Below are 23,969 nucleotides of genomic sequence, written 5' to 3'. Positions count from 1 at the left end.
TAGTCATTTGAAATTATAACTTGAATAAAAGATTATGAAAGATTTTTTCTCACTAGGCGAAGTATTTGGATACTACTTCAGGAAAAAAGAAGAAGGAGCCAAAAAGCCGGACTTCAACCTTAAGATGATGCACGGAATCAACAAGATTTCCATCATAGTATTCTTAGTAGGAATGATATTCTTCATAAGTAAGAGACTCTTTTTTTAACCTAAACGGGTTATCACTCCTTTTAAAAGGTATTTTTCCAACCAAACCTCACTAAGAACCAGTGATTAGTGACATCTAACTGGTTCTATCCCATTTTTTGTTGGTTCTGAATCATTTTTGAGTGGTTCCCAGTCATTTTACACCCGTCCTGAATGATTTTAGAGCCGTTCTCAGTCATTTTTTAGTGGTACTGAATGACTTCTAAGTGGTTCCCTGTCATTTTTTAATGGTACTGAATGATTTCTAAGTGGTCCTCATTCATTGATCAGTGGTTCTCAGCCATTTTCTGGCGGTCCTGAGTCTATGTTTATAGGTTCTCAATCAATAAAAAGGCGTTCTGTCACAAATTCTCATGGTTCTAGGATATTAAATGCAATCAAAAGGTTGCTTAATTATTGTTCTTGATCTACTTTAGCAACTATAAGGTTGCATTTAAAACAAAATCGATAAAAAAATGGAAAACACTATCACACTCAACAAGAAGTTTAACCATCCAATAGAGAAAGTATGGGAAGCTATTTCAGATCAAGAGAAAATATCCGAATGGTTTTTGAAAGCCGATTTCAAAGCCGAGGTAGGATATAACTACACTTTTCAAGATCCTAAGTGCACCGTCACAGGAGAGGTAAAAGAAGTATCCAAACCCAATCAACTGGACTATACTTGGATTGTAGGAGGGACGACTACAGAGACTAGCGTATCTTGGATCTTGACCCAAGATGGAGATACTACCGTGCTAGATCTCAAGCACTGGGGAATAGAAAACTACGCTGATGCTGCACCTAACTTTTTCGCGAGCTTCAATGAAGGCTGGAACAAATGTTTTGCATCATTGGATGAATACTTATCTTCGATCCATGCCCAATAAACCAGATTTAGACAAATTATTCAAGGCCATAGCTGATCCTACGCGTCGGGAGATTATTTATCTCTTGGCCATAGTATCAGCTAGCCTTACGATCAACGAAATCAGTGACAAGTTTCCCGCTTCCAGACAAGCTATTACTAAGCATATCAAAATCCTTCAAGACGCTGATCTGCTGAAGATAGAAAAGAAAGGACGGGAGAGTTATTGCTATGCCAAAGCAGAAAGTCTACGACACGTGCAAGACTGGATGAATCTCTATCAAAAGTTTTGGACCAGCAAGCTCGACGATTTGGAGAGTTTCTTGGACTCGAATTAGTAATAGAAAGTCACGTCTCCCTAGATTTGCTACATGGAGATGTATCAGATAATTTTTCTTTTAGTAGGCGTGGCTATAGGCGGAGGCGCTGGGTTTTTGATTGCAAAATTGAATGTTGAAAAGAATGCAGGAATAGGCCAGCAAGCAGTTAATGAGTTGGAGTTTCAACTACGATCAGAGAAAGAGCGAACCACCGCACTCAATAATGATGTATCTAAAATCAATCAAGACCTTAAAAAAGAGCGTGAGCAGGTTATTATCTTGAACAGTGACAAGACACGGCTTCAAGCTAACTTCGAAAACCTTCAAAAGAAGCTCACTGAACAAAAAGAAGAATTGGATGGAATTCGAGAGAAGTTTACTCACGAATTTAAGAACCTAGCTAATGAAATCTTTGAAGAAAAGTCTAAGAAGTTTACAGATCAAAACAAGGTACAGATACATGATCTGTTGAAACCCCTAGGGGAAAAAATCATCAACTTCGAAAAGAGAGTCGAAGAAACCAATAAAGAAAGTATCGCTAGGAATTCTGCTCTCAAGGAGCAAATAGTCGGCTTCAAAGAGCTTAACCAACGAATCACCAAAGAAGCAGAAAACCTAGTCAAAGCTCTCAAAGGAGATACTAAAGCTCAAGGTAACTGGGGAGAATTCATATTAGAAAGTATCCTTGAGAAGTCAGGTCTAGAGAAAGGAAGAGAGTATTTTATCCAAGAGTCATTGACCAATGAAGACGGACAAAGGTTTCAGCCAGACGTCGTAGTCAAACTTCCAGATCACAAGAATATAATAGTAGATTCTAAGGTGTCATTGATTGCTTATGAGAGATTTATCAATCTAGAAGATGAAAAGGAAAAGGAAGCAGAGCTTAAAACACACCTTTTATCACTAAGAACTCATATTAAAGGACTAAGCGAAAAGAACTACCAACACTTATACGGAGTAGAAGGACTTGATTTTGTATTGATGTTTGTACCAGTAGAGCCAGCTTTCTCCCTAGCAGTCCAAAGAGATCCAGAACTATTCAATGATGCCTACGCAAAGAATATCGTCATAGTAAGTCCAGCTACTTTGATCGCTACACTGAGAACTATTTCCAGTATTTGGAAGCAAGAATATCAGAATAGAAATGCCATCGAAATAGCCAGTGAAGGAGGTAAGATGTATGATAAATTTGTAGCCTTCGTAGAGGATATCAAGAAAGTGGGAGTACAATTAAATACTACCCAAAAAACCTATCAAGAAGCTGCCAAGAAACTATATGACGGTACAGGTAATTTGGTGACCAGAGCCGAAAAAATGAAAAAACTGGGAGCTAAAGCCACTAAGAACTTGGATCAAAACTTAATTGAGAAATCAAAGTAACCTTCTCTCGTCGAATCTTGTATAAGGGATGTATTCTATCAAAAGGGATGATCTCCCATTTCAACCAGTTAAATTTTAAGATATTCAATTTCATATAGATGAAAAATTTCGAACTATACAACCCTGTAAACCTAGTTTTTGGTAAAAACCAAATCACTAAACTTTCTTCACTCATTTCAAAAGATCAAAAAGTATTGATGCTTTACGGAGGAGGAAGCATCAAGAAAAATGGCGTCTACGATCAAGTCAAAGAAGCACTGGACGGATACGATGTAGTTGAGTTTGGAGGCATTGAAGCCAATCCTGAGTTCGAGACTTTGATGAAAGCACTTAAAGTCATCAAAGAAGAGAAAATTGATTTCATGCTCGCAGTAGGAGGAGGGTCGGTAATTGACGGAACCAAATTCTTAAGTTCTGCAGCATTATATGAAGGAGATGATCCATGGGAAATTCTAGCTAAGAGAATTAGAACCAATAAAGGACTTCCTTTCGGTACAGTATTGACACTACCAGCTACAGGCAGTGAGATGAACAGTGGTGCAGTTGTGAGTAGAAAAGAAATCAATAAGAAACTTGCGATGGGCGGACCAGGATTATTTCCTCAATTCTCTATCTGTGACCCTACCGTAGTCAAAAGCATACCTCAAAGACAAATTGCCAATGGAGTAGCAGATGCCTTCACTCATGTATTAGAGCAGTATATGACCTACCCAATTGGAGCATTAGTACAAGATAGATTTTCAGAAGGAATCATGAGTAGCTTAATAGAGGTAGCGCCTAAGATCACTGCAGACCCATCAGACTATGATGCTGCAGCTAACTTCATGTGGGCTTGCACGATGGCTCTCAATGGTTTGATCCAAAAAGGAGTGCCGACAGATTGGAGTGTTCACATGATCGCGCATGAGATTACAGCCCATTATGGAGTAGATCACGCACGTACTTTAGCCATTGTATTACCGAGAGCATACCAATATAAATTCGAAGAGAAGAAAGAAAAACTAGCACAGTTTGCAGAAAGAGTACTGGATGTAAAAACAGGAAATATAGAAGAGAAAGCTAGTCATGCTATTACCGCCATAGAAGAGTTTTATCACTCGCTAGGCATCGATACTAAGCTGAGCGAGTACACAGAAGATTACGAAGGGTTTGCTCAAAAAGCAGCAGAGAGTCTGACACAACAAGGAATGGTCAAGCTAGGAGAACATGGTGATATCACACCAGAGGTGGCAGTCGAGATATTGGAGAAGTCTTATTGATCTCTTCGTTTATTCATTATTTTAGCAGCCTGAATAAAAAGCACGCAATATGAATTTTAATGAGATAGCAACGGTATCAGGCAAGGGTGGACTTTTCAGTATTGTATCACCGACTAGAGGAGGTATGATTCTTGAAACAATGGATGACAAGAAGAAGAAAATGGTTGTCAACATGAATGCTAAAGTATCTGTGCTAGGTGAGATTTCTATCTACACTACAGACTCTGAAGGTTCCAAACCATTGGAAGATGTAATGAAAGCTATCCATGCAGAATATGAAGGTGATACAGGATTGACCGGAAGTTCTGATCCTGAAGAGCTGAAATCATTTTTGAAGAGTGTACTTCCTACCTACGACGAAGATCAGGTTTATGTATCTGACATCAAGAAGTTGGTGAACTGGTACAACTTATTGAGTGCTGGTTATCCAGAAGTATTCGAAGAGCAGAAGGAAGAAGAAGCTGAGGCTGAAACTTCTGAAGAAAAATAAAATGGATAGGGAAACAGTCAGCTGTAGCCAGCTCATTTCAGCACACTTTCAGTTGGATGAGTCTGAACTAGCAGAGGCTGTTTTCTTGACTGACCTTACTTATCTCCTGACCAGAATTATCCGACACCTTCTCGATAAAGATCTCAATCGACTCCTCAATGCATTTTATAAAATTGATATAGGGGAAGACAAATTCAAGTCCATTCTTACCACAGCCCCGCCAGAAGAACTCGCTACTATACTAGCTCAAGAAGTAATTCAAAGAGAACTTCAGAAAGTCAAGACGCGAGAGAAATATCGAAGTTTGTAGATGTCAAACAAGCACATAACCCTTCAGTTTTTTATATATCCAAAGCTAGGGTTTACTGACTATTAGCTAATTACCTCTTTTAAGCTTAATTTTGCGCCCCAATGATGAGAGCCGTGGCTTTCTTTTGGTAAGACAATAACTAGCATTAGCATGAAGGTATTCAAATTTGGAGGTGCGTCAGTTAAAGATGCAGAGTCAGTAAAGAACGTAGCAAGCGTAATCAAGAGGTTTTGTGATGAAGAGTTGGTAGTAGTAGTATCTGCTATGGGTAAAACTACAAATGCTCTCGAAGAAGTCGTTGAATTGTTTTTCAACAAAGGTGACTGGCAAACTAAATTGAATGATATCAAAGATTTTCATATCAGTATTGCACAAGGTCTTCTTCCTGAAGGACATGAGCTTTTCGAAAGAATAGAATCAATCTTCGAAACCATAGCAGACTATCTAAAAGGCGCTGAAGGAAACGGATACTCTGAGGTCTATAGTGAAATGGTAAGTCAGGGGGAATTGCTTTCTACTCGTATTATCAAGCATTACTTGAATGACAATGTGAAGAAAACTGCGTGGATTGATGCACGACGAATGGTCAGAACAGACAATCACTTCACAGATTCTAGGGTAGACTGGGAATTGACTAAAAGAAACATCAAAAGCGGAATCCCTCAGCATACCAAAGACGGTATTGTGATTTCTCAAGGTTTTATTGGTTCAAACGGTCAAGGAAAGACTACTACATTAGGCAGAGAGGGTTCGGACTTTAGTGCGGCAATATTTGCTACCTGTCTACAAGCTGAATCTGTTACCGTATGGAAAGATGTACCAGGAGTAATGACAGCAGACCCACGTAAGATGCCAGAAGCTACTATTATTCCAGAGTTGACATATATGGATGCTGCTGAAATGACCTATTATGGTGCATCTATCATTCACCCTAGAACAATCAAGCCTCTGGCTCAAAATAAAATCAAGCTCTTTGTAAGGCCATTTACTGCACCTGAAAACGATGGGACAGTAATCGGCAGAGGACATGCCAAGCAGCACCCTGCTTCGTTTATTGTGAAGATCAAACAGGTGTTTATCTCATTTAAAGTCACCGACTTTACGTTTATCGATGAGAAAAAGCTAAGCATCATTTTCAATGCTTTGGATCAATTAAATATCAAGACAAATTTGATGCAGACATCTGCAGTTAGTTTTCAGATTTGTATTGATAAGAAATTCGATAAAGTAGAGAAACTAGTACAGATGCTAGAAGGAGAATTTGAGATAGATGTTAGAGAAGGCTTAGAGCTTTTGACAGTAATAGCTCATAATGCTGAGGCATTATCTCAGATCTATCAGAGAGAAGAAGTAATCCTTGAACAAAAAAGTGAGGCAGTTTATCACTTATTATATGTTCCAGAGAAGAAGCATATAATAATGACAGAAGAGAAGAAGAGAGCTTAATTGCTCAGACAGAACAGAAGGACGTACTCAGGTTCCGTCCTTTTGTTGATTTTTTTAGGGGGTGATTTGTTCAAATGTAGAATAGTCAGGGATTTTCACCAGTCAGACAATAAGATTAGTACCAAATTAGCAACTAGATAATTAAGTCAATTGCTATGGTAAGATCACTGTTCACACTTATTGTTGTCCTATTAATTTATTCCTCAGAAGCGAAAGCTCAGCCTGACAGATTTAGAAACCCTATTCTCCCAGGTTTCTATCCAGACCCGTCTATCTGTCGAGTAGGAGAATATTTCTATATAGTCAATTCATCTTTTGAGTGGTATCCGGCCCTTCCGATTCATCGGAGTAAGGATCTGGTAAATTGGGAAAAAATAGGTCATGCCATCCATCGATCTGATCAGCTGGATATGGGAAAAGGAGTCAAAGACTCCAATGGCATATTTGCCCCCACGATTCGATACAGGGATGGGCTGTTTTATGTTATCACAACTTGCATTGGCTGTAATGGAAATTTTTACGTGACCGCTGAAGATCCAGCAGGACCATGGTCTGATCCGATTTGGGTAAAGAATGAAAATGGAAAAGGAGCTCGTGGAATCGATCCTTCATTGTTTTGGGATGATGACGGGAGGTGTTACTATATAGGTACTGGGCTACTTGGAGGAGATCGTAAGGAGTGGAAAGGCAAGGGCGGTATTTGGCTTCAAGAGATTGATCTGAAGTCAGGTAAGTTGATAGGGGCTAAGACGCAATTGACTCTTGGATATGCTTCAAATGCAAGATGGCCAGAAGGACCTCATATTTACAAAGTAGAGGGTCAGTATCTACTACTGATAGGCGAGGGAGGAACTAATTCTTTTCATTCGGTGACCGTCTTCAATAGCAAAAATCTGAGAGGTCCTTATAAACCCAATGATAGTAATCCGGTCATGACACACAGACATTTGGCTCCGTTTCATCCCATTGATCAGACGGGACATGCCGATTTGGTACAGGATGAGAATGGAAACTGGTACTCTGTAATGTTGGGTAAGCGACCTGTTGACGGTTTCATAATGTTGGCTCGAGAGACTTTCTTGGCTGAAGTGAGTATGATGCGAAACCCCGAAAATGACATTACCCCGATCTACAACCCGGGTGTAGGTAGTTTGCAATTGGAACAGAAGCGACCGAACCTTCCTTGGAGCCCCGTACCTGAGAAGAGTTTGAAATACAACTTTGAAGATGAAGATTTGGGGCTCGATTGGAATATGCTCAGAACACCCAAGAGCAAATGGTATAGTACAGGAGATGGTTTACAGCTTCAACTCAGACCGGAAGTCTTGAATGAATTTACCAATCCATCTTTTGTTGGTATGAGAGTTACTGATCATGTCTATCAGGTCACAACTGAGCTTTCTTTCAAAACTGGTAAGGAAAACGAAAAAGCAGGATTGGTGATATATCGTAGATCTACCAGTCATTTTCAGTTACTTAAAGGTAAGGATGGAATTACTCTGACTGTGACTTCCAAAATAGGGGTAAAAGACGAACCCGTAAAAACCGAAGAAGTAAGTGTTCCTTATAAAAAAGCAGAGGTGATTTTACACGCAAGAGTTAATAAGAGTAAAGTGCAGTTTTATTTTGGAGAGTCTGTAGACAAATTGAAGCCGATCGGCGGAGAGCTCGACTACACGATTCTATCAGACGAAGTAACTATGAAATTCAATGGGGTCTATTCCGGACTCTATGCTACTGGTTCAGGAGAATCAAGTAATCAGTATGCAAGGTTTGATAAGTATGAATACCAAAAGGGCGAATAGTATAGACTTAGCATAGACCCGTCTACAGGAAACCGATCTCAGGGTGCGTTAATCAATGATTTTTTAAGGAATTGCCATTGATTTCAGTGGATTCTAAATCCCCCTTTTATTCTTAAAATATACCAATGGAGTATTGAGTCTTATGTGTAGACCTTTGTCGTGTTAACAAATTAAAAGTCGCAAAAATGAAAGCTAGAATCTTAATAATACTATGTACTTTATGGTGGCTAGGAGGCTGTAGTCATACGGGAAATAATAAAAAAGTATCCCGATATGAGCCCAATTGGGAATCACTTCAGAAATACGAAGTTCCTGAATGGTACAAGGACATGAAGTTTGGTATCTATTTCCACTGGGGACCATATTCTGTACCTGCACATAAGACCGAATGGTATTCTACACACATGTATAAAAAAGGGCACCCGATTAGAAAGTATCATGAAGAGACTTATGGACCCCTTGATGAGTTTGGCTACAAAGACTTCATTCCGATGTTCACTGCGGAAAAATTTAATGCTGAAGAGTGGGTGGATCTATTCGTGAAAGCAGGAGCTCAGTTTGCAGGGCCGGTTGCAGAACATGCCGATGGATTTGCTATGTGGGATAGTGAGATCACAGAATGGAATTCAGTAAAAATGGGTCCAAAACGTGATATAGTCGGTGAGCTGGAAAAAGCTGTAAAAGCTAAAGGACTTAAATTCATAGCGACCTATCATAGACATTGGTTGTATGCTTGGTATCCGACTTGGAACAAAAAAGTAGATGCAGGAGATCCAGAGTATGAAGGGCTTTATGGACCATATGTACCAGAAGGGTCGTTTGTAATGGCTACAGGAGACTATCCTAATCCCCCTAAAGAGGAATTTCATAAGGATTGGTTAGCTCGATTAGACGAATTGATGGCTAAGTATGAACCAGATATAATTTGGTTTGATAACAAAATGGACATTATCGAAGAAAAGTATCGTCAGCAGTTTTTAGCCAATTACTACAACAGCGCAGAGAAATGGGGCAAAGAAGTAGTATGTACATACAAGTTTACAGATATGGCTGAAGGAAGTGCTGTGCTAGATTTAGAACGATCCAGAATGAGCGAAAAGAAAGACTTTGTATGGTTGACTGACGATTCGATTGATTGGGGAGCATGGTGCGATGTTTCAGATCCACAATACAAGTCTACGGATCGCCTTATAGATTTCTTAGTTGATGTAGTCAGTAAGAATGGAGCCGTCTTGCTCAATATCACACCTCGAGCAAACGGTGAGATTCCTCAAGGTGTACAGGAAAGGCTATTAGAAATGGGAGAGTGGTTAAAAGTTAATGGAGAAGCTATATATGGAACAAGAACTTGGAAAATCTACGGAGAAGGTCCTCAAGATATCGTAGAAGGTCATTTAAGTGAAAGAAAAAATAAAGACGCTGTAGTAGAGGATATACGTTTTACTACTAAGGGTGAAAATTTGTATGCTATTTCTATGGCCAGACCTGAAGGTCAGCTCTGGATAAAAAGTTTTGCGGAATCTAAAGGTTTACTTGAAAAGGAAATAAAAAATGTGGAGTTACTTGGTTTTGGAAATGTAGAATGGGAATTGTCACAAGATGGGGTATTAGTGAATATTCCTGAAAGTTATGAAGGAAAATATGCTGTTACATTCAAGGTAACATTCTAAATAAACAAGGTCAGTAGCAAGTGCTACTGACCAACAACTAAATATTACCAAACACTCAATAATTCTCGATTTGCACAGTGTTAGTCTTAGACCATTGATATGTGTCCACATTAACCATTAGTGCGTCCTCAGATTTATCAGTATATTTTTCTAACAAGAAGTGTTTTTCGCTTCCGTCTACTCCTCTGTATCCTACTAAATAAAAAGGAAGTAATTTGTTATAAATCTCTAACTGCCCTTCGTAAACAGAAATAATCGATAACTCACCTCTGAAATTTTTTAACACCGTCTCAATGATTTCAGGTGAGGCAAACTGGGCGGTAGAAGAGAATATTTCATCCTCTAGATTAATAGCTCTCACATTGATGTGATTGTCGGCCACGTTTTTTACGGGTTCTGCAGTGACTGTGAAGTTTTTAAAGTCACGTATTGCTGGATCTATCTGAAACTTGCCAGAATAAGTCTGGCCAAAACTAGTCAAACAAAAAAGTGTCAGGGTGAATATTATATAGGTCGATTTCATGTTGGCTTGGGTTTATAATCTATTACAAACCAACAATAACAAAACGTTAAATCACAAATCTATCGACGAGTGGAAGGTTATTATCGACTTAAGGTGAGAGGGTTATGGGTAATTGGTATGAAGCTCGATTATTTTTTTTCATCATCCAATTCTATTACGGATCTCACTCCGGTAAAAGAAATAGGATCACGATGAGTGCTACTGATTGTAAGAGACGCATCATCTCCAGCTCCCATGAATAGGGTGTATCGGTATACTTCTTGATTTTTACTATCAGATTGGAAAGTAATTACAACCTGTTTCCTTTTAGGATTATTGCCTACAGAATAATTCCTAAGTAGCCCTTCGTATTTGATACCTCTGTCTGATGAACCATAATCAGGTGCTATTCTAGATACTCCAAAATATGGTAGGAAAACTTTGACAGAGTCCCCTTTTACAATAAGATCATAAGTAGGACCAGTCAATGGTATGTTGTTCCCTGACATTGGATTTGCAAAGTTGGCTATAAATTCAAATTCAGCTTTGTCGGCCATATCGACAGAGGCCTCATATGCTCTAAGCTTTTTTTCTTGTTTAGCAGCTTTTTTACCTGAATCTTTTTGAAAATTACTGGACAGTAAAAAGGGAACGAGAGCAATAAATGATAAAAGTCTCATGAGAAAAGTTTTAGTCAGTTTACGGTAGAATCAATCCTGAGTTTGAAATCTTAGCTTAGAATTTTCCTTATTCCCAAGAGCTTCATCTATCGACGGCGCAAAGTTACTTTCTCCTAGTAATTCTATCATACCTGACTTGAATAATTTATCTCTTACAGGTCCAATAACACTAGTTATTTTTAGAGTAATCCCTTTTGAATTAAGATGAGAATGAATTTCCGACAAACCATCTAGAGCAGTTGCGTCAATATCACTTATGCCTTGTGCATCAATTATGAATATTTTTAACGTTGGTTTAGAAATTGAAGCTTCTTTTATTATTTTTACTACCGCATTGATATTGGCAAAATAGAGTCTAGCATCAATTCTTAGTATAGAAATATTAGGATGATCCTCCGCGTTATCGTATCTCAAGAGGTTTCTATAGTGTTTAGTCCCACTGACTTTGCCTAGCCAAGCAGTATGAGGCTCAGAAGTTTTATAAATAAGGGTAGTCAACGATAGTCCCACTCCAATGATCACACCTTTTTCTATTCCAAAGAACAATGTGACTGAAAAAGTTACAAGAAGCATTACAAAGTCGGCTTTGTCAGCTTTCCATAATCTAGTTGGCAGTTTCAAATCAACCAAACCGAGTACTGCAACAATGATCAATGAAGCCAGTGTAGCCTTAGGTAAATAATAGAATAAGGGAGTTAAAAATAATAGAGTTGACAGAACAATTGATGCAGCAATCCAGCTAGCAATAGGAGTTTTTGCCCCTGATTGATCATTGACAGCTGTCCTTCCAAATCCTCCAGAAGTAGGGAAACTACCCAGAAATGATCCTACGATATTTGAAAGCCCCAATGCTAATAGTTCTTGATTGGGCTTGATAGAATACTCTTTACTATGTTTCATCTGGATCCTAGTACCAACTGAATAGGCTTCTAAAAATCCAATTATGGCTATTACTATCCCTATAGGAATGATCTCATAAACAACTTCTATTTGTAAAGAATGAAATTGAAATTTGGGTAACCCTTTAGGAATTTCTCCAACAACTGAGAAACCTTGTTCTGTAAGTGTCAATATGTAGACAAGTAAGGTTGATAAGGCTACGACAGTGATTCCAGCAGGGATTTTAGGGAAATACCTCTTAAATAAAATCAAGACTGAGATTGCTAGAATTCCCAATATAAATGTTAGCCAATGAAAGTGCTCTATTTCTCGAATAGTGTCAATGAAGATATCCTGAATAAAACGAGATCGTGGAATGTTGAAGCCAAGAATATTTTTTAATTGACTGGCTGCAATTATTAATGCCGCTGCAGATGTAAATCCACTTATCACTGGTTTAGAAAGAAAATTAACAAGAAAGCCTAATTTGAAAATGCCCATTAAAACTTGAGTACTCCCTATTATAAAAGCTAATAATAGAGCAAGCTCTATATAATGTTCAGAGCCTATGTGAGCTAAGGTCGATATAGATGTAGCCACCAAAAGTGAATCCATTGCTACAGGTCCTACGGCCAACTGTCTTGATGATCCAAAGATGGAGTATACTAATTGAGGGAAGATTGCCGAATAAAGACCGTAAACTGGTGGTAATCCAGCTAACATAGCATATGCCATTCCTTGTGGTACAAGTAATACTCCGACTGCCAGACCAGCGGTCATATCATTTTTAAATGTACTTTTAGAGTACCCTTTTAGAGCTGATAAGATTGGGAATAAACCTTTCATTACAATTTAAGACACCTCGCAAAGGTAGCTGAAGCGATAAGTATCTATTGTAACGATTGTTACTTAGCTAAAGGAGGGAGTTATTCTGATAGACTAAAGCGTAGAATTAAATAAGGTAAAAAGGAATTTTTGTGATGATTACATTTACATCACTTCGATTTTGTTTCGATGTAACTCTATTTGTCCGTTTTCTTCTAGCTTTTTCAAGAGTCTCGATATTACAACTCTGGAAGTACCTAGGTCTTTTGCTATATCTTGATGAGTACGTGAAATTACAAACGAACCAGTATTTTGCTTGATGTCAAGTAAGTAATTCATCAAGCGTTCGTCAAGTTTCATAAACGCTACAGAGTCTAAAGCTGAAAGCATTTCCTCAAACCTTTCGTTATATGAATTGAATACAAACTGCCTCCAAGAAGAGAATTTCATCCAATTGTCCATTTGTTCTAGAGGGATCATACCTACCATCACATTAGTTTCAGCTACTGCTCGTATTTCACTTTTTTTATGTTTGAGACAGCAAGTGAGAGACATAGCACAAGTATCCCCACCACCTAGATAATAAAGAAATAACTCATGACCTTTATTATCCTCACGAATAACCTTTATTGAACCATCCAATACTAGAGGAATGCTCTTTACATATTTTCCATAGTCAATGATCACTTCACCTGAATCCACCTCCTTAAACTTGATACAATCAAGAATCTCATCAATAAGGTCTTTTTGAAATAGTTTACCGAATTTTGCTATTAGAAGCTGTTCCATATGATAAGTGACAAAGGTTTAATGATTTAGGGATCAAATTTTGTAAATACCTTTTAATTATCAGTAATATATATCTAAATTTGCGTCCCTATTTTCTAGACATAGCTAAAATGAAAGAAAATAAGCGATTTAAGATTGATATTTACGGACTCAAGATTGGGGTTCATGAATATGAATTTGAAATTAATGATGAGCTCTTTGAAAGTTTTGAAGATAGCCTAGTCGACAATGGTAAAGGTGAGTGCAAAGTTTCTTTGTTGAAAAAAGAAACTTTGATGGAGCTTACGTTTGATATTAATGCCTCTTTGGAATTAATATGTGATCGTAGCAACGAACCTTTTGACTATGTTATTGATAGTACGGAAACTCTTCTCATAAAGTATGGGGAAGAATTTGATGATAGCGAAGAGGATATTTGGGTAATACCAAGTGGACAGCAAAGCATCAATATTCAGCAACCGCTCTATGAGTATATTTCTTTGGCTGTTCCAATGAAAAAACTTCATCCTAAGTTCGAAGAAGATGATATCGAAGAGGATGATGAATTGGAATGGGTATACACCGTAGGTGAATCAGAAGAAGAAGAGGAAGAGAGTAAAGAAGAAGATATCGACCCTAGATGGGCGGCATTGAAAAATATTAAAAAGAACTAAAGTAAAATAATAAGAAGATGGCACATCCTAAGCGTAAGACGTCGAAGCAAAGAAGGGATAAGAGAAGAACTCACTACAAGTCTGAAGCAAAGAACTATGTAGTTTGTGCTACTACTGGAGAGGCACACTTACCTCACAGAGCATACTGGCACGAAGGCAAACTTTACTACAAAGGTAAAGTTGTGATAGAGAAAGAAGTTCTAGCTTAATATACTTTGAGCTCAAGAGAATAATTACCATAGTCTGCCTAAAAAGCAGACTTTCTCTGTTTATACCTACTACACTTCAATCAGCTTGGATTTCAATTGATAAGATTTTCACTATCTTGCCGACCAATTGAATGACCTAAGCTATATCTATGGATATACAGTCAAATTTAGCCCCAAATGACAAATATTAAAGCTGCGATCACAGGCGTTCATGGTTATGTACCAGACTATGTATTGACTAACGCCGAGCTTGAAACGATGGTGGATACCTCTGATGAGTGGATCACTACTCGTACAGGAATCAAAGAAAGAAGAATTTTAAAAGGAGTAGAACAAGGAACATCTGTGATAGGTGTTGAAGCTTGTAAAGGCCTGCTTGAGAAGACTGGAACTGATCCTATGGATATAGATTTGATAATCTGTGCCACTATTACTCCTGATTTCCCTTTTCCTGCTACTGCTAATATTGTAGGAGAGGAAATAGGTGCAAAAAACGCTTGGAGTTTTGATATGGGAGCAGCTTGTTCAGGGTTCTTATATGCATTATCTACGGCTGCTCAGTTTATCGAAACAGGAAAGTACAAAAAAGTCATTGTGATAGGTGCTGATAAGATGTCATCAATTATCAACTATGAAGATAGAACTACCTGTATCATATTCGGAGACGGTGGTGGAGCTGTACTACTTGAACCAACAGAAGAAAATGTGGGTGTTGTTGACTCTATTTTGAAAACTGATGGAACTGGCGTCAATTTCTTAGGTATGCCTGGAGGAGGTAGCAGAGTTCCTGCCACAGTTGAGTCTGTTCAAGCTAAAAAACACTATGCATTCCAAGAAGGGTCGACAGTTTTTAAATTTGCTGTGACCAATATGGCAGATGTTTCTGCCGAAATCATGGAGAAAAACAATCTTAAAGGTGAAGATATTGCTTGGTTAGTACCTCATCAGGCCAATAAAAGAATCATAGATGCTACCGCTCGTAGAATGGAAGTGAGCGACGACAAGGTCATGATGAATATTGAAAAATATGGTAACACTACAGCGGGGACACTTCCTCTTTGTTTGTGGGATTATGAAAGTCAATTGAAGAAAGGAGACAATTTAATTTTGGCTGCTTTCGGAGGTGGTTTCACTTGGGGATCTCTTTATTTAAAATGGGCTTACGACCCGAAATAATTCATAGCATTATTAATTATTCAGATAATGGCAACTACTGCAGATATCAAAAACGGAATGTGTATTGAGTACAATCATGGTTTGTACTTTATCATAGACTTCCAACACGTAAAGCCAGGAAAAGGTCCTGCCTTTGTAAGAACAAAATTGAAAAACGTGAAGACTGGCAAAGTAGTAGATAATACTTTCTCTGCTGGACACAAAATTCAGACTGCTCGTATTGAGAGACATAAGTATCAGTATTTGTACAAAGATGATTTAGGGTACAACTTCATGCATAATGAGACTTATGAGCAAATAGGGGTAGAGGAAACTTTGATTGATGCGCCTAAATTTTTGAAAGAAGGACAGAATGTTGAGGTGATCTTTCACGCTGAGGAAGAAGTAATATTAGGGGTAGAGCTTCCTATTCATGTAATCCTTGATGTCACTTACACTGAACCAGGGTTAAAAGGCGATACAGCGACTAATGCATCCAAGCCTGCTACTGTAGAGACTGGTGCTGAGATTCAAGTTCCACTTTTCGTCAATGAAGGTGATACATTGAAGATTGAGAGTAAAACAGGGGCTTACGTAGAAAGAGTCAAGAAATAAACTGAGGGAGAGATAAGAATGTTATTAGGCTTAAAGCTTTACATTTGCCGTCCATTTATCCCAATCAATAGTTAAGAATTACAATAAATATCATATCTCATGAAAGTAAAAGAAATCAGAGACCTAATTGATTTCCTAGCAGATTCAGGACTAGAAGAGGTGAATATCGAAACTGAAGAGTTCAAGATTAAGGTGAAGAGAAGTAACGAAGCTCAAATAGTAGAGACAGTTGCAGCTCCTGTGGTCGCAGCACCTGCACCCGTAGCAGCTCCAGTGCCAGCTGCAGCACCAGCACCTGCTCCAGCAGCAGTAGAATCTCCTGCTCCAGCTGGAAATAACTATATCGAAGTAAAGTCTCCAATGATCGGTACTTTCTACAAAGCAGCTAATCCAGAGTCACCAAACTTTGTGAATGTAGGAGATAAAATTAGCGCTGGGGACACAGTATGTATTATAGAAGCTATGAAACTTTTCAATGAAATTGAATCTGAAGTTTCAGGTACTATAGTGAAGATTTTGGCAGAAAATGCTGCGCCTGTTGAGTATGATCAGCCATTATTCCTAGTAGATCCTTCTTAATACATAAACTCAAAGCGTAGTGTTTAAAAAGATATTAATTGCCAACAGGGGAGAGATTGCTCTTAGAGTAATCAGAACTTGTAAGGAAATGGGCATCAAAACTGTAGCGGTTTATTCTACAGCCGATGCTGACAGTTTACATGTGAGGTTTGCTGATGAGGCTGTATGTATTGGCCCCGCTCCGAGTTCTCAATCTTACTTAGATATCAAGAAAATAGTTTCAGCAGCAGAAATTACTAATGCAGACGCTATTCATCCAGGATATGGATTTCTTTCTGAGAATGCCGAATTCTCTAAAGTATGTGAGGAGTACGATATCAAATTCATCGGTGCTAGTGCAGAGATGATTAACAAAATGGGGGATAAGGCTACAGCTAAGGATACTATGAAGAAAGCTGGTGTTCCTACTATTCCTGGTTCTGATGGATTGTTAGATTCATTACAAGAAGGTATTGCATTGGCTAAGGAAGTTGGATACCCAGTCATTATCAAAGCGACTGCTGGTGGTGGTGGACGCGGTATGCGAAAAATCGAAAAGGAGGAAGAATTTGAGAAAGCATGGAATGACGCTCGAATTGAGTCCAAAGCAGCCTTTGGCAACGATGGTATGTACCTTGAGAAATTCGTGGAAGAGCCAAGACACGTAGAAATACAGATAGTAGGAGATAGTAGAGGTAGAGCTTGTCATCTTTCTGAAAGAGATTGTTCTGTACAGAGAAGGCACCAAAAATTGACTGAAGAAACTCCATGTCCAGCTTCAGTTATGACTCAGGAACTTCGTGAGAGAATGGGTGTAGCTGCGATTAAAGGTGCGGAAGCTATCGGTTATGAAGGCGCAGGTACAGTTGAATTCTTACTAGATAAGCATGGTGATTTCTACTTTATGGAAATGAATACTCGTATTCAGGTAGAGCATCCTATCACGGAAGAAGTAACAGATTTTGATCTGATCAAGGAGCAAATAAAGGTGGCTGCTGGTATTGAGATATCTGGTAAAAACTATTTCCCAAAGCTTCATGCCATAGAGTGTAGAATCAATGCTGAGGATGTAGCAAAAGATTTTAGACCTTCTCCAGGGAAGATTACAAACCTTCACCTTCCTGGTGGTCATGGTGTAAGAGTAGATAGTCATGTATATGCAGGTTATACTATTCCTCCTAATTATGACTCAATGATTGCTAAACTGATTGTTTCTGCTCAGACAAGAGAAGAAGCATTGATTAGAATGAAAAGAGCATTGGAAGAGTTCGTAATTGAAGGAGTGAAAACGACAATTCCATTTCATATCAAATTAATGGAAGATGAGATTTTTAAATCTGGTCAGTTTACGACAGCATTTATGGAATCATTTGATATGAGTGACCTATAATAGCAAGGACAATATTTATATTAGTAGCCATTCTATCTGATAGAATGGCTATTTTTTTGTCATGAAGTATAGTATTTTAATCATTTTACTTTTGGTATCAGTGTCTTTGGTGGCACAAGACTCCGCTTATGTTCGTCAACCTAAGAAGAAGGAATTAATGATAGGTTTAGGGGGAGCCAAGTACAAAGGAGATTTAGGAAGTGGTTATGGAGCAAGTTCTCTTATGGGGTCAATAGGGCTTAAACTCAATCGAGATAAAAGGCTTCATGGCAACTTGACTCTTACATTAGGTTCTGTTAGTGGTCACGAGCTAGATTATGTCTTTCAAGATGATCCTAATTCTACTCCTAACTCTTCATTTACTTCCAGTTTGCTTGCTTTCAACTATGACTTACAATATTACTTAGTTGATTGGGAAAGATTGAAAGTCTACTTTTCTCAGGGAATTGGTTTTGCAAGATTTCAACCAAAGGATGAATCAGGAGAAAATTTATCTGATCAAACAGAAACAAGAGCTCTCAATGAAGAATATGGAAACATATCTTTCATGTTGCCGACACATTTCGGAGTTAGATATGTGACAACGACGCAATACTCTATTGGAGCACAAATAGGTTGGCTGAATACGACAACAGACTATTTGGATAATATCAGCCAGTGGGGAAAGGATAGTAAAAATGATAATATTCTTACTCTTAGATTAGTCTTCTATGCACCTATAAAGTTTTAGGTTCTATCATTGTTTTATTTTTGTACTCGAGTTTAATTTGATAATTATTTATGAAATATCTAATTCCTGTCCTATGTATCTGTATTGGGATGTATAGTTCAAATCTTTACGCAGATTCATGTCCCACCATATCAATAGGGAAATTGAATTTAAAGAATGATCGTCGATGTTTCGATGATGTTTCTGCAAATGGAGAAATACATATTCAGTCCATTATAGTGGATGGAGTTGAGACTAATGACTTAAAAGGGTATACCTCTCGTTTTTTTAGCGAAAATAACTTGGATAACCTTCTTTTTGAAGGATTATTACATAAGGAAGTTCCTTCTGGAGTATATCAATATCAATTGATAGAAAAAGAGTCGGGTTGCATATCTTCAGTCTTTGAATTGGTGATTGAACGAACTGAAGTGAATATTGAAATCGCTATAGAGAAGATTTCTGATTTGACACATTGTACTGTTTCAAATGGTGCATTGAATGCGATAGCCTATATTGAATGGGAAGGAGAGTTGATTAATTCAAAAGATAACCCTGATAGGTTTGATCCAGAGTGGTACTTTGGTTCCACTCAAGTTGTCCCAATCGGGAATGATTTTATGCAAAGTCACTTAGATCAAGGACTATATAATGTTACGATGGTTGATAAAATTTCAGGTTGTGAAGACTTTAGAATGGGATCAATATTAACAGCAATTACCCTTCCAGAGATAAACATTGCTGAAATCAAAGATGTTAAGTCTTGTGGTCGACCTGGAGAAGTTATGTTGGAAATTGACGATCCTAATTCTACGGAATATGAATATTCTTGGTACAGGGGTACTGAAGTGGAAGAGGAGGAAGGTTATGCAGGAAATCCATTCTATCCAGATTTAGAAGGTATATATACCGTGGAGGTTTTAAGTAAACAAACAGGATGTGAATCTATTGCGCCAATAACTTTTAAAGTAGGGACAACAGACTCTAAGATTGAAGAAGAAGTTTCATATACAATATGTAAAGGGGAGTCATTCATAATGGGAAGTCAAGAGTTGACGGAGTCAGGTCAATATTCTGAATTGTTTGAAGATGTGGATGGTTGTGATAGTTTAGTGAATTTAGATCTTACCATTGAAGAGATAAGTTACACTACTTCTTTCAGTAATAATAGTATTGAAATAATATCAGCCTTATCAACTGACATTCAGTGGATAGATTGCTCAACAAGTAATATTTTAGGAGTTAAGGGTACGATATTTAAACCACAGGTTTCGGGAGATTATGCAGCAATTTTGTCTCAGAATGAATGTCAAGAAACTACAGAATGTTTCACTATTGAAATTCCCGTTGATGAACTTATACCTCCAGAGGAACAAAATTCTAATATAGTAGCCAGAATAAAAGGAGAAAATGATTTTCTTGCATTAGATGAAATAGGAGGGTATTGGATTTTTAAAAATAGTAACTCGTCTACATTTAGTTATCAGATTAGATCTATTTCTGGTAAGATATTTTCTTCGGGAAATAGCTTTTTAAAAAGTATTAGGATTGAGAAACCTAAGAATAAAGGTGTTTATGTGTTAAAAATACGTAATTCAGGAACTACTCGGTTTTGGAAGATACTGGTTGAATAGTATAGATTGGTAAAAAAGTAGCAAGAGTTATACGTATATAGAAGATTTTACCATCTAAAGAACAAAATTTCGGATGGTGAATAGTTATTTGATCTTAAAACAATCCCAATTGCCTTACGCTTGGTTTTCTAAAGTCATTGAGGTTCCATTCTGGGAAAAGCTGATTTAGGTTGTGCTTCTTTCTGGCTGAGTTTATTAGTTTTTTGATTTGCTGAGATAGCTCGCCATCTCCAGTCATTCGAGTGCCTATTCTGCTGTCATTTAGGTTTCCGTCATGCAATTCCTTGACTTGATTCAATACTTTGTTTTTTCGGTCTGGATAGTGATGGTCTAGCCAATTCGTGAAGATTTCCGGTAGAACTCCATTAAGCCTTAGTACAGTGTAATACATTGAAAGAGCTCCATTGTCTTGAGCTTTTTTTGCTATTGCATTGATTTCATGGCTGTTAATGGAAGGAATAATGGGAGCCATCATGATACCTGTAGGAATTCCTTCTTCAGACAGTTTTCTTATCGCATTCAGACGAGCAGGAACGGCAGATGTTCTAGGCTCAAGTGTAGAACGAGTTTTTTCACTAAGACTAGTAAGCGAAATAATAACTCTAATCAAGTTACGTTCAGCTAGAGGTTTAAGAATATCTAAATCTCTTAAAATCATAGCATTTTTAGTGATAATGCCTACTGGGTTTCGAGTTTGGAGAAAAACCTTAAGTAAGTTTCTAGTAAGTTCCCATTTCCGTTCTAGTGGTTGGTAGCAGTCAGTGTTTCCAGAGAGCATGATGGGGGCTGGTTTCCAGTTTCTCGATTCAAGCTTTCTTTCCAGCAGAGAAACAGCATTTGCTTTGATAAGAATTTTAGACTCAAAGTCTGTTCCAGCACTGTATCCCCAGTACTCATGTGAGTTTCGTGCGTAACAATATACGCAACCATGCTCGCAGCCTTGGTAAGGGTTGATAGAGTAGTCAAAATTTAGGTCCTCACTAGGAACACGATTCACAATTGTTTTAGGATAAGTACGAATAACTTTAGTAGTGATTTTTTTATGTTTTTTACCTTGACTTCTCAAGTATTCGTCGTATTCTATATCCTTTTCGAATGCTGTATTTAGAAAATGATTCGAAGTGTTGATTTGTGCCCCTCGTCCCTTTTGGTATAGCATGCCAGTTCTTTTTAGTATTCAAAAATACTAAAAAAATTAGCTAAAACTATTTATTGTAGTTTTTGAAATTAAGAATTTAGTCAGTGCGCTTTGTTTATTTAGAGTTAGAGGTTTCGCTATTCTTTTCGATTTCTTGACGTATTTGATTGAATTCAGACTGATATTGATCAAAGTATCCTTGTTCTTCAAGTAAAGAACTAATGTCTTTAGTGATATTGTCCATTTCGATTGCGGATTTATCTAAAAGATCAGTGATTTTATTTACTTCTTCGTAGTGGATTCCTTCTTTTTTTAAAAGGTTGATAAGACCCAAAAGCCTTGTCAAAGGAGCTCTTAGCAAATGAGAATTCATGAAAGCTTGTTTAGCTAGAGTTTTGTTTTGGGCGATCACTAGGTTAGTATTCTCTTGTTGAATGGCTATTTTTTCTTTTTTCAGGCGGTTCATTCTATTTCCTAAAGCGAAAGCAAACAACATGGCTTCAAAGGAAAATCCACCATATACCGCAAACTCAGATAGTTGATGAGTAAGTAGGCCATTCGTCCAAAAGATGTAGACAAACATACTAGACACGACGAAGAACCATCCAAGTACGTAGAATCTAGCATTGAAATAGCCTTTAGTCCACACATATATAGCCGCCAACAATAGAATGAGATTGTAAAGAAAAGATAGTGTGTATAGCGAGTCACTAAGAGCTGAAGGAGCAGACAAGCCTGTCAATAAAAGAAATGGATAAAATAGTCCAATAATTAAGGTGAGTGTAGTGATTAGTCTATAAAACCATTTAGCAGTTTTTTTCATTTCCAAATAAAGAAATGCGAATGCTGTGGCAGACCAATAACCAATACTGCTCCAAGCCATGATGTAGTCCCACATCCATTTATTTTGAAATAGTACGAATCCACTGTGAAAAGGAAGGGCAAAACCTATATATAGAACATAAATTAAATAAGGTATGTAAATGATGTCGCGTGTAGATATGAGTAAGAAACTATTGTAAACAAACATGCAGAGCATCAATACAATAAATCCTACTGGTAGTAATTCTCTTGTGTGAAGAAAATCTATCATGTTGGCAAGTCCTGCTATTATATATTGGTAGTTTCTTGAAGATTGAGAACTAATTCGTAGTAGTATAAGTGGAGAGGTTGATAAAGAATCTATTCTCACTGCAAGAGTTTGATATGGCAACGTCTTCCCGATAGTAGGTCTTGATTTTAGGTGATCAAACTCAAGAAATTGATGAAAATTATCCAAAGAGTCAATAATATAACCTGAAGCTTTCCATACGTTGGAGTAGTCACCAAAACTTAAATAAGTATGATCAAAAGTTTTGCTTTCTAATTCAATCCCTATCCAAATGACAGAGTCCTGAGCGCTAAAGTTAAAGACTGGATGGTTTGATTCTTGGAATTTATTCCTTCTGTACATTTGAATCACATCTTCTACCTTGTAATTTCCATGTGTATCCACAGTAGTCAATACAGAATGGCCAATATTCTGCTTTTCATCAGAGTCAATGACAATACCTTTACCTATCGAGGTACTTATATTGAAAAGCAAGTATGAAAATAAGCCTAAGCAAAGACGTAAAAACAAAATGTACCTGGTTATTGGTGGATGTTTAATTTAATGTTTTTTGATCTTACAAAAAAGCCTCTTCCGGTCACCCGAAAGAGGCTTTTTGAAAGTCATAGCGACAAATTAGGCCATGTTATGGAATACATTTTGCACATCGTCATCGTCCTCTATTTTTTCAAGAAGCTTGTTAACATCCTCCTGCTGCTCTTCAGAAAGCTCTGTGGTTGACTGAGGTATTCTATCAAATCCTGATGACAGGATTTCAATATTATTTTCTTCAAAATACTTCTGAAGAGATCCAAAATCAGCAAAACCTCCATAGACCATAATACCATCTTCATCATCGAAAACCTCTTCAGCGCCAAAATCGATTAGTTCTAATTCCAACTCTTCAGGATCAAGACCTTCTTTATTTAGTCTGAAATTACAGGTGTGGTCAAACATAAACTCCACTGAACCAGAAGTACCTAAGTTTCCATTGCACTTATTGAAGTAGCTTCTAATATTAGCGACAGTCCGATTGTTATTATCAGTAGCGGTCTCTACCAATATTGCAATTCCATGAGGAGCGTAGCCTTCGAATAGAGTCTCTTTGAAATCTCCTTGATTTTTATCAGAAGCTTTTTTGATGGCACGCTCGACATTGTCTTTAGGCATGTTAGCAGCCTTAGCGTTTTGAATTACTGCTCTAAGACGAGAGTTGCTGTCTGGGTTTGGACCTCCTTCTTTTACCGCTATTACTATCTCTTTTCCTATTCGAGTGAATGTCTTAGACATAGCACCCCATCTTTTTAGCTTTCTTGCTTTACGAAATTCAAATGCTCTTCCCATTTCTAATCTTTATTTAGATCGCAAATATAAAAACTCAACGCTATGTAGAAGAATTGATTTGCTGA

General features: G+C 37.7%; 25 protein-coding genes. 18 read left to right on the top strand and 7 right to left on the bottom strand.

Annotated features, from left to right (window positions below; all coding sequences use genetic code 11):
* Positions 1–34 precede the first annotated feature (34 nt).
* The 10 genes from DKG80_RS21235 (at position 35) to DKG80_RS15265 (ending at position 9,734) form a co-directional block, all read left to right on the top strand.
* Positions 35–208: a DUF6728 family protein gene (locus tag DKG80_RS21235; protein WP_185140173.1), complete on the top strand. Its 174-nt coding sequence runs from the start codon at positions 35–37 to the stop codon at positions 206–208.
* Between the two features lie 454 nt (positions 209–662).
* Positions 663–1,076: an SRPBCC family protein gene (locus tag DKG80_RS15305; RefSeq protein ID WP_109832238.1), complete on the top strand. Its 414-nt coding sequence runs from the start codon at positions 663–665 to the stop codon at positions 1,074–1,076.
* Entirely contained in the window at positions 1,066–1,392 is a 327-nt protein-coding gene (locus tag DKG80_RS15300; RefSeq protein ID WP_109832237.1) for an ArsR/SmtB family transcription factor, read from the top strand. The genes DKG80_RS15305 and DKG80_RS15300 overlap by 11 nt, the downstream gene beginning before the upstream one ends.
* A gap of 39 nt (positions 1,393–1,431) precedes the next feature.
* Positions 1,432–2,754, top strand: coding sequence for a DNA recombination protein RmuC (gene rmuC / locus DKG80_RS15295; protein WP_221409141.1), 1,323 nt, complete (start codon positions 1,432–1,434; stop codon positions 2,752–2,754).
* Positions 2,755–2,852: 98 nt separating this feature from the next.
* On the top strand, positions 2,853–4,013 hold the full coding sequence (locus DKG80_RS15290; protein ID WP_109832235.1) for an iron-containing alcohol dehydrogenase: 1,161 nt from the start codon (positions 2,853–2,855) through the stop codon (positions 4,011–4,013).
* Between the two features lie 49 nt (positions 4,014–4,062).
* Positions 4,063–4,503 (top strand): DUF5606 family protein, encoded by a 441-nt coding sequence (locus DKG80_RS15285; protein ID WP_109832234.1) that lies wholly within the window; start codon positions 4,063–4,065, stop codon positions 4,501–4,503.
* A 1-nt stretch (position 4,504) separates the two neighbouring features.
* Complete coding sequence (locus DKG80_RS15280) at positions 4,505–4,813, top strand: hypothetical protein (RefSeq protein WP_109832233.1); 309 nt, start codon at positions 4,505–4,507, stop codon at positions 4,811–4,813.
* A 150-nt stretch (positions 4,814–4,963) separates the two neighbouring features.
* Positions 4,964–6,259 (top strand): aspartate kinase, encoded by a 1,296-nt coding sequence (locus tag DKG80_RS15275; RefSeq protein WP_109832232.1) that lies wholly within the window; start codon positions 4,964–4,966, stop codon positions 6,257–6,259.
* 155 nt (positions 6,260–6,414) lie between these two features.
* Complete coding sequence (locus tag DKG80_RS15270; protein WP_109832231.1) at positions 6,415–8,064, top strand: glycoside hydrolase family 43 protein; 1,650 nt, start codon at positions 6,415–6,417, stop codon at positions 8,062–8,064.
* A 185-nt stretch (positions 8,065–8,249) separates the two neighbouring features.
* Positions 8,250–9,734 (top strand): alpha-L-fucosidase, encoded by a 1,485-nt coding sequence (locus tag DKG80_RS15265; protein WP_109832230.1) that lies wholly within the window; start codon positions 8,250–8,252, stop codon positions 9,732–9,734.
* 55 nt (positions 9,735–9,789) lie between these two features.
* Here the strand turns inward: DKG80_RS15265 and DKG80_RS15260 are convergent, their stop codons facing one another.
* From DKG80_RS15260 to DKG80_RS15245, 4 genes are all read right to left on the bottom strand, one after another.
* Positions 9,790–10,257 (bottom strand): hypothetical protein, encoded by a 468-nt coding sequence (locus tag DKG80_RS15260; protein WP_109832229.1) that lies wholly within the window; start codon positions 10,255–10,257, stop codon positions 9,790–9,792.
* Positions 10,258–10,385: 128 nt separating this feature from the next.
* Positions 10,386–10,916, bottom strand: a complete 531-nt coding sequence (locus DKG80_RS15255; RefSeq protein ID WP_109832228.1) for a DUF4251 domain-containing protein — start codon at positions 10,914–10,916, stop codon at positions 10,386–10,388.
* Positions 10,917–10,946: 30 nt separating this feature from the next.
* Positions 10,947–12,641, bottom strand: a complete 1,695-nt coding sequence (locus tag DKG80_RS15250) for a SulP family inorganic anion transporter (protein ID WP_109832227.1) — start codon at positions 12,639–12,641, stop codon at positions 10,947–10,949.
* A gap of 144 nt (positions 12,642–12,785) precedes the next feature.
* Positions 12,786–13,409 (bottom strand): Crp/Fnr family transcriptional regulator, encoded by a 624-nt coding sequence (locus DKG80_RS15245; protein WP_109832226.1) that lies wholly within the window; start codon positions 13,407–13,409, stop codon positions 12,786–12,788.
* 110 nt (positions 13,410–13,519) lie between these two features.
* Between DKG80_RS15245 and DKG80_RS15240 the strand changes: the two genes are divergently transcribed.
* From DKG80_RS15240 to DKG80_RS15205, 8 genes are all read left to right on the top strand, one after another.
* Positions 13,520–14,062 carry a YceD family protein gene (locus DKG80_RS15240; protein ID WP_109832225.1) on the top strand — a complete coding sequence of 181 codons (543 nt, stop codon included), beginning with the start codon at positions 13,520–13,522 and terminating at the stop codon, positions 14,060–14,062.
* A gap of 17 nt (positions 14,063–14,079) precedes the next feature.
* Complete coding sequence (gene rpmF, locus DKG80_RS15235; RefSeq protein WP_109832224.1) at positions 14,080–14,271, top strand: 50S ribosomal protein L32; 192 nt, start codon at positions 14,080–14,082, stop codon at positions 14,269–14,271.
* A 177-nt stretch (positions 14,272–14,448) separates the two neighbouring features.
* Positions 14,449–15,447, top strand: coding sequence for a beta-ketoacyl-ACP synthase III (locus DKG80_RS15230; RefSeq protein WP_109832223.1), 999 nt, complete (start codon positions 14,449–14,451; stop codon positions 15,445–15,447).
* Between the two features lie 27 nt (positions 15,448–15,474).
* On the top strand, positions 15,475–16,041 hold the full coding sequence (efp, locus tag DKG80_RS15225) for an elongation factor P (RefSeq protein WP_109832222.1): 567 nt from the start codon (positions 15,475–15,477) through the stop codon (positions 16,039–16,041).
* A gap of 99 nt (positions 16,042–16,140) precedes the next feature.
* Entirely contained in the window at positions 16,141–16,620 is a 480-nt protein-coding gene (gene accB / locus DKG80_RS15220; RefSeq protein WP_109832221.1) for an acetyl-CoA carboxylase biotin carboxyl carrier protein, read from the top strand.
* A gap of 19 nt (positions 16,621–16,639) precedes the next feature.
* A complete protein-coding gene (accC, locus tag DKG80_RS15215; RefSeq protein ID WP_109832220.1) occupies positions 16,640–17,989 on the top strand; it encodes an acetyl-CoA carboxylase biotin carboxylase subunit in 1,350 nt (449 codons plus the stop codon).
* Positions 17,990–18,050: 61 nt separating this feature from the next.
* Entirely contained in the window at positions 18,051–18,719 is a 669-nt protein-coding gene (locus tag DKG80_RS15210; protein WP_109832219.1) for a hypothetical protein, read from the top strand.
* A gap of 50 nt (positions 18,720–18,769) precedes the next feature.
* On the top strand, positions 18,770–20,332 hold the full coding sequence (locus DKG80_RS15205) for a T9SS type A sorting domain-containing protein (protein WP_109832218.1): 1,563 nt from the start codon (positions 18,770–18,772) through the stop codon (positions 20,330–20,332).
* 94 nt (positions 20,333–20,426) lie between these two features.
* Here the strand turns inward: DKG80_RS15205 and DKG80_RS15200 are convergent, their stop codons facing one another.
* From DKG80_RS15200 to DKG80_RS15190, 3 genes are all read right to left on the bottom strand, one after another.
* Complete coding sequence (locus tag DKG80_RS15200) at positions 20,427–21,491, bottom strand: PA0069 family radical SAM protein (protein ID WP_109832217.1); 1,065 nt, start codon at positions 21,489–21,491, stop codon at positions 20,427–20,429.
* Between the two features lie 94 nt (positions 21,492–21,585).
* Entirely contained in the window at positions 21,586–23,055 is a 1,470-nt protein-coding gene (locus tag DKG80_RS15195; protein ID WP_109832216.1) for a 7TM diverse intracellular signaling domain-containing protein, read from the bottom strand.
* A gap of 141 nt (positions 23,056–23,196) precedes the next feature.
* Entirely contained in the window at positions 23,197–23,904 is a 708-nt protein-coding gene (locus DKG80_RS15190; RefSeq protein ID WP_109832215.1) for a YebC/PmpR family DNA-binding transcriptional regulator, read from the bottom strand.
* Between the last annotated feature and the right edge of the window lie 65 nt (positions 23,905–23,969).

This window comes from Reichenbachiella versicolor (genome assembly GCF_003171675.1).
GTDB lineage: Bacteria > Bacteroidota > Bacteroidia > Cytophagales > Cyclobacteriaceae > Reichenbachiella > Reichenbachiella versicolor.
The sequence above is the reverse complement of the archived record's forward strand: the minus strand, read 5'-3'. Positions and strand labels throughout refer to the sequence as shown.

Coding starts and splice junctions, on each gene's coding strand:
- DKG80_RS21235 (WP_185140173.1), top strand. CDS start 35: ATGAAAGATTTTTTCTCACTAGGCGAAGTATTTGGATACTACTTCAGG.
- DKG80_RS15280 (WP_109832233.1), top strand. CDS start 4,505: ATGGATAGGGAAACAGTCAGCTGTAGCCAGCTCATTTCAGCACACTTT.
- DKG80_RS15230 (WP_109832223.1), top strand. CDS start 14,449: ATGACAAATATTAAAGCTGCGATCACAGGCGTTCATGGTTATGTACCA.
- DKG80_RS15290 (WP_109832235.1), top strand. CDS start 2,853: ATGAAAAATTTCGAACTATACAACCCTGTAAACCTAGTTTTTGGTAAA.
- DKG80_RS15285 (WP_109832234.1), top strand. CDS start 4,063: ATGAATTTTAATGAGATAGCAACGGTATCAGGCAAGGGTGGACTTTTC.
- DKG80_RS15305 (WP_109832238.1), top strand. CDS start 663: ATGGAAAACACTATCACACTCAACAAGAAGTTTAACCATCCAATAGAG.
- DKG80_RS15265 (WP_109832230.1), top strand. CDS start 8,250: ATGAAAGCTAGAATCTTAATAATACTATGTACTTTATGGTGGCTAGGA.
- DKG80_RS15275 (WP_109832232.1), top strand. CDS start 4,964: ATGAAGGTATTCAAATTTGGAGGTGCGTCAGTTAAAGATGCAGAGTCA.
- rmuC (WP_221409141.1), top strand. CDS start 1,432: ATGTATCAGATAATTTTTCTTTTAGTAGGCGTGGCTATAGGCGGAGGC.
- DKG80_RS15200 (WP_109832217.1), bottom strand. CDS start 21,491: ATGCTATACCAAAAGGGACGAGGGGCACAAATCAACACTTCGAATCAT.
- DKG80_RS15190 (WP_109832215.1), bottom strand. CDS start 23,904: ATGGGAAGAGCATTTGAATTTCGTAAAGCAAGAAAGCTAAAAAGATGG.
- rpmF (WP_109832224.1), top strand. CDS start 14,080: ATGGCACATCCTAAGCGTAAGACGTCGAAGCAAAGAAGGGATAAGAGA.
- DKG80_RS15240 (WP_109832225.1), top strand. CDS start 13,520: ATGAAAGAAAATAAGCGATTTAAGATTGATATTTACGGACTCAAGATT.
- DKG80_RS15205 (WP_109832218.1), top strand. CDS start 18,770: ATGAAATATCTAATTCCTGTCCTATGTATCTGTATTGGGATGTATAGT.
- DKG80_RS15255 (WP_109832228.1), bottom strand. CDS start 10,916: ATGAGACTTTTATCATTTATTGCTCTCGTTCCCTTTTTACTGTCCAGT.
- DKG80_RS15245 (WP_109832226.1), bottom strand. CDS start 13,409: ATGGAACAGCTTCTAATAGCAAAATTCGGTAAACTATTTCAAAAAGAC.
- DKG80_RS15210 (WP_109832219.1), top strand. CDS start 18,051: ATGAAGTATAGTATTTTAATCATTTTACTTTTGGTATCAGTGTCTTTG.
- accB (WP_109832221.1), top strand. CDS start 16,141: ATGAAAGTAAAAGAAATCAGAGACCTAATTGATTTCCTAGCAGATTCA.
- DKG80_RS15260 (WP_109832229.1), bottom strand. CDS start 10,257: ATGAAATCGACCTATATAATATTCACCCTGACACTTTTTTGTTTGACT.
- DKG80_RS15300 (WP_109832237.1), top strand. CDS start 1,066: ATGCCCAATAAACCAGATTTAGACAAATTATTCAAGGCCATAGCTGAT.
- DKG80_RS15250 (WP_109832227.1), bottom strand. CDS start 12,641: ATGAAAGGTTTATTCCCAATCTTATCAGCTCTAAAAGGGTACTCTAAA.
- efp (WP_109832222.1), top strand. CDS start 15,475: ATGGCAACTACTGCAGATATCAAAAACGGAATGTGTATTGAGTACAAT.
- DKG80_RS15270 (WP_109832231.1), top strand. CDS start 6,415: ATGGTAAGATCACTGTTCACACTTATTGTTGTCCTATTAATTTATTCC.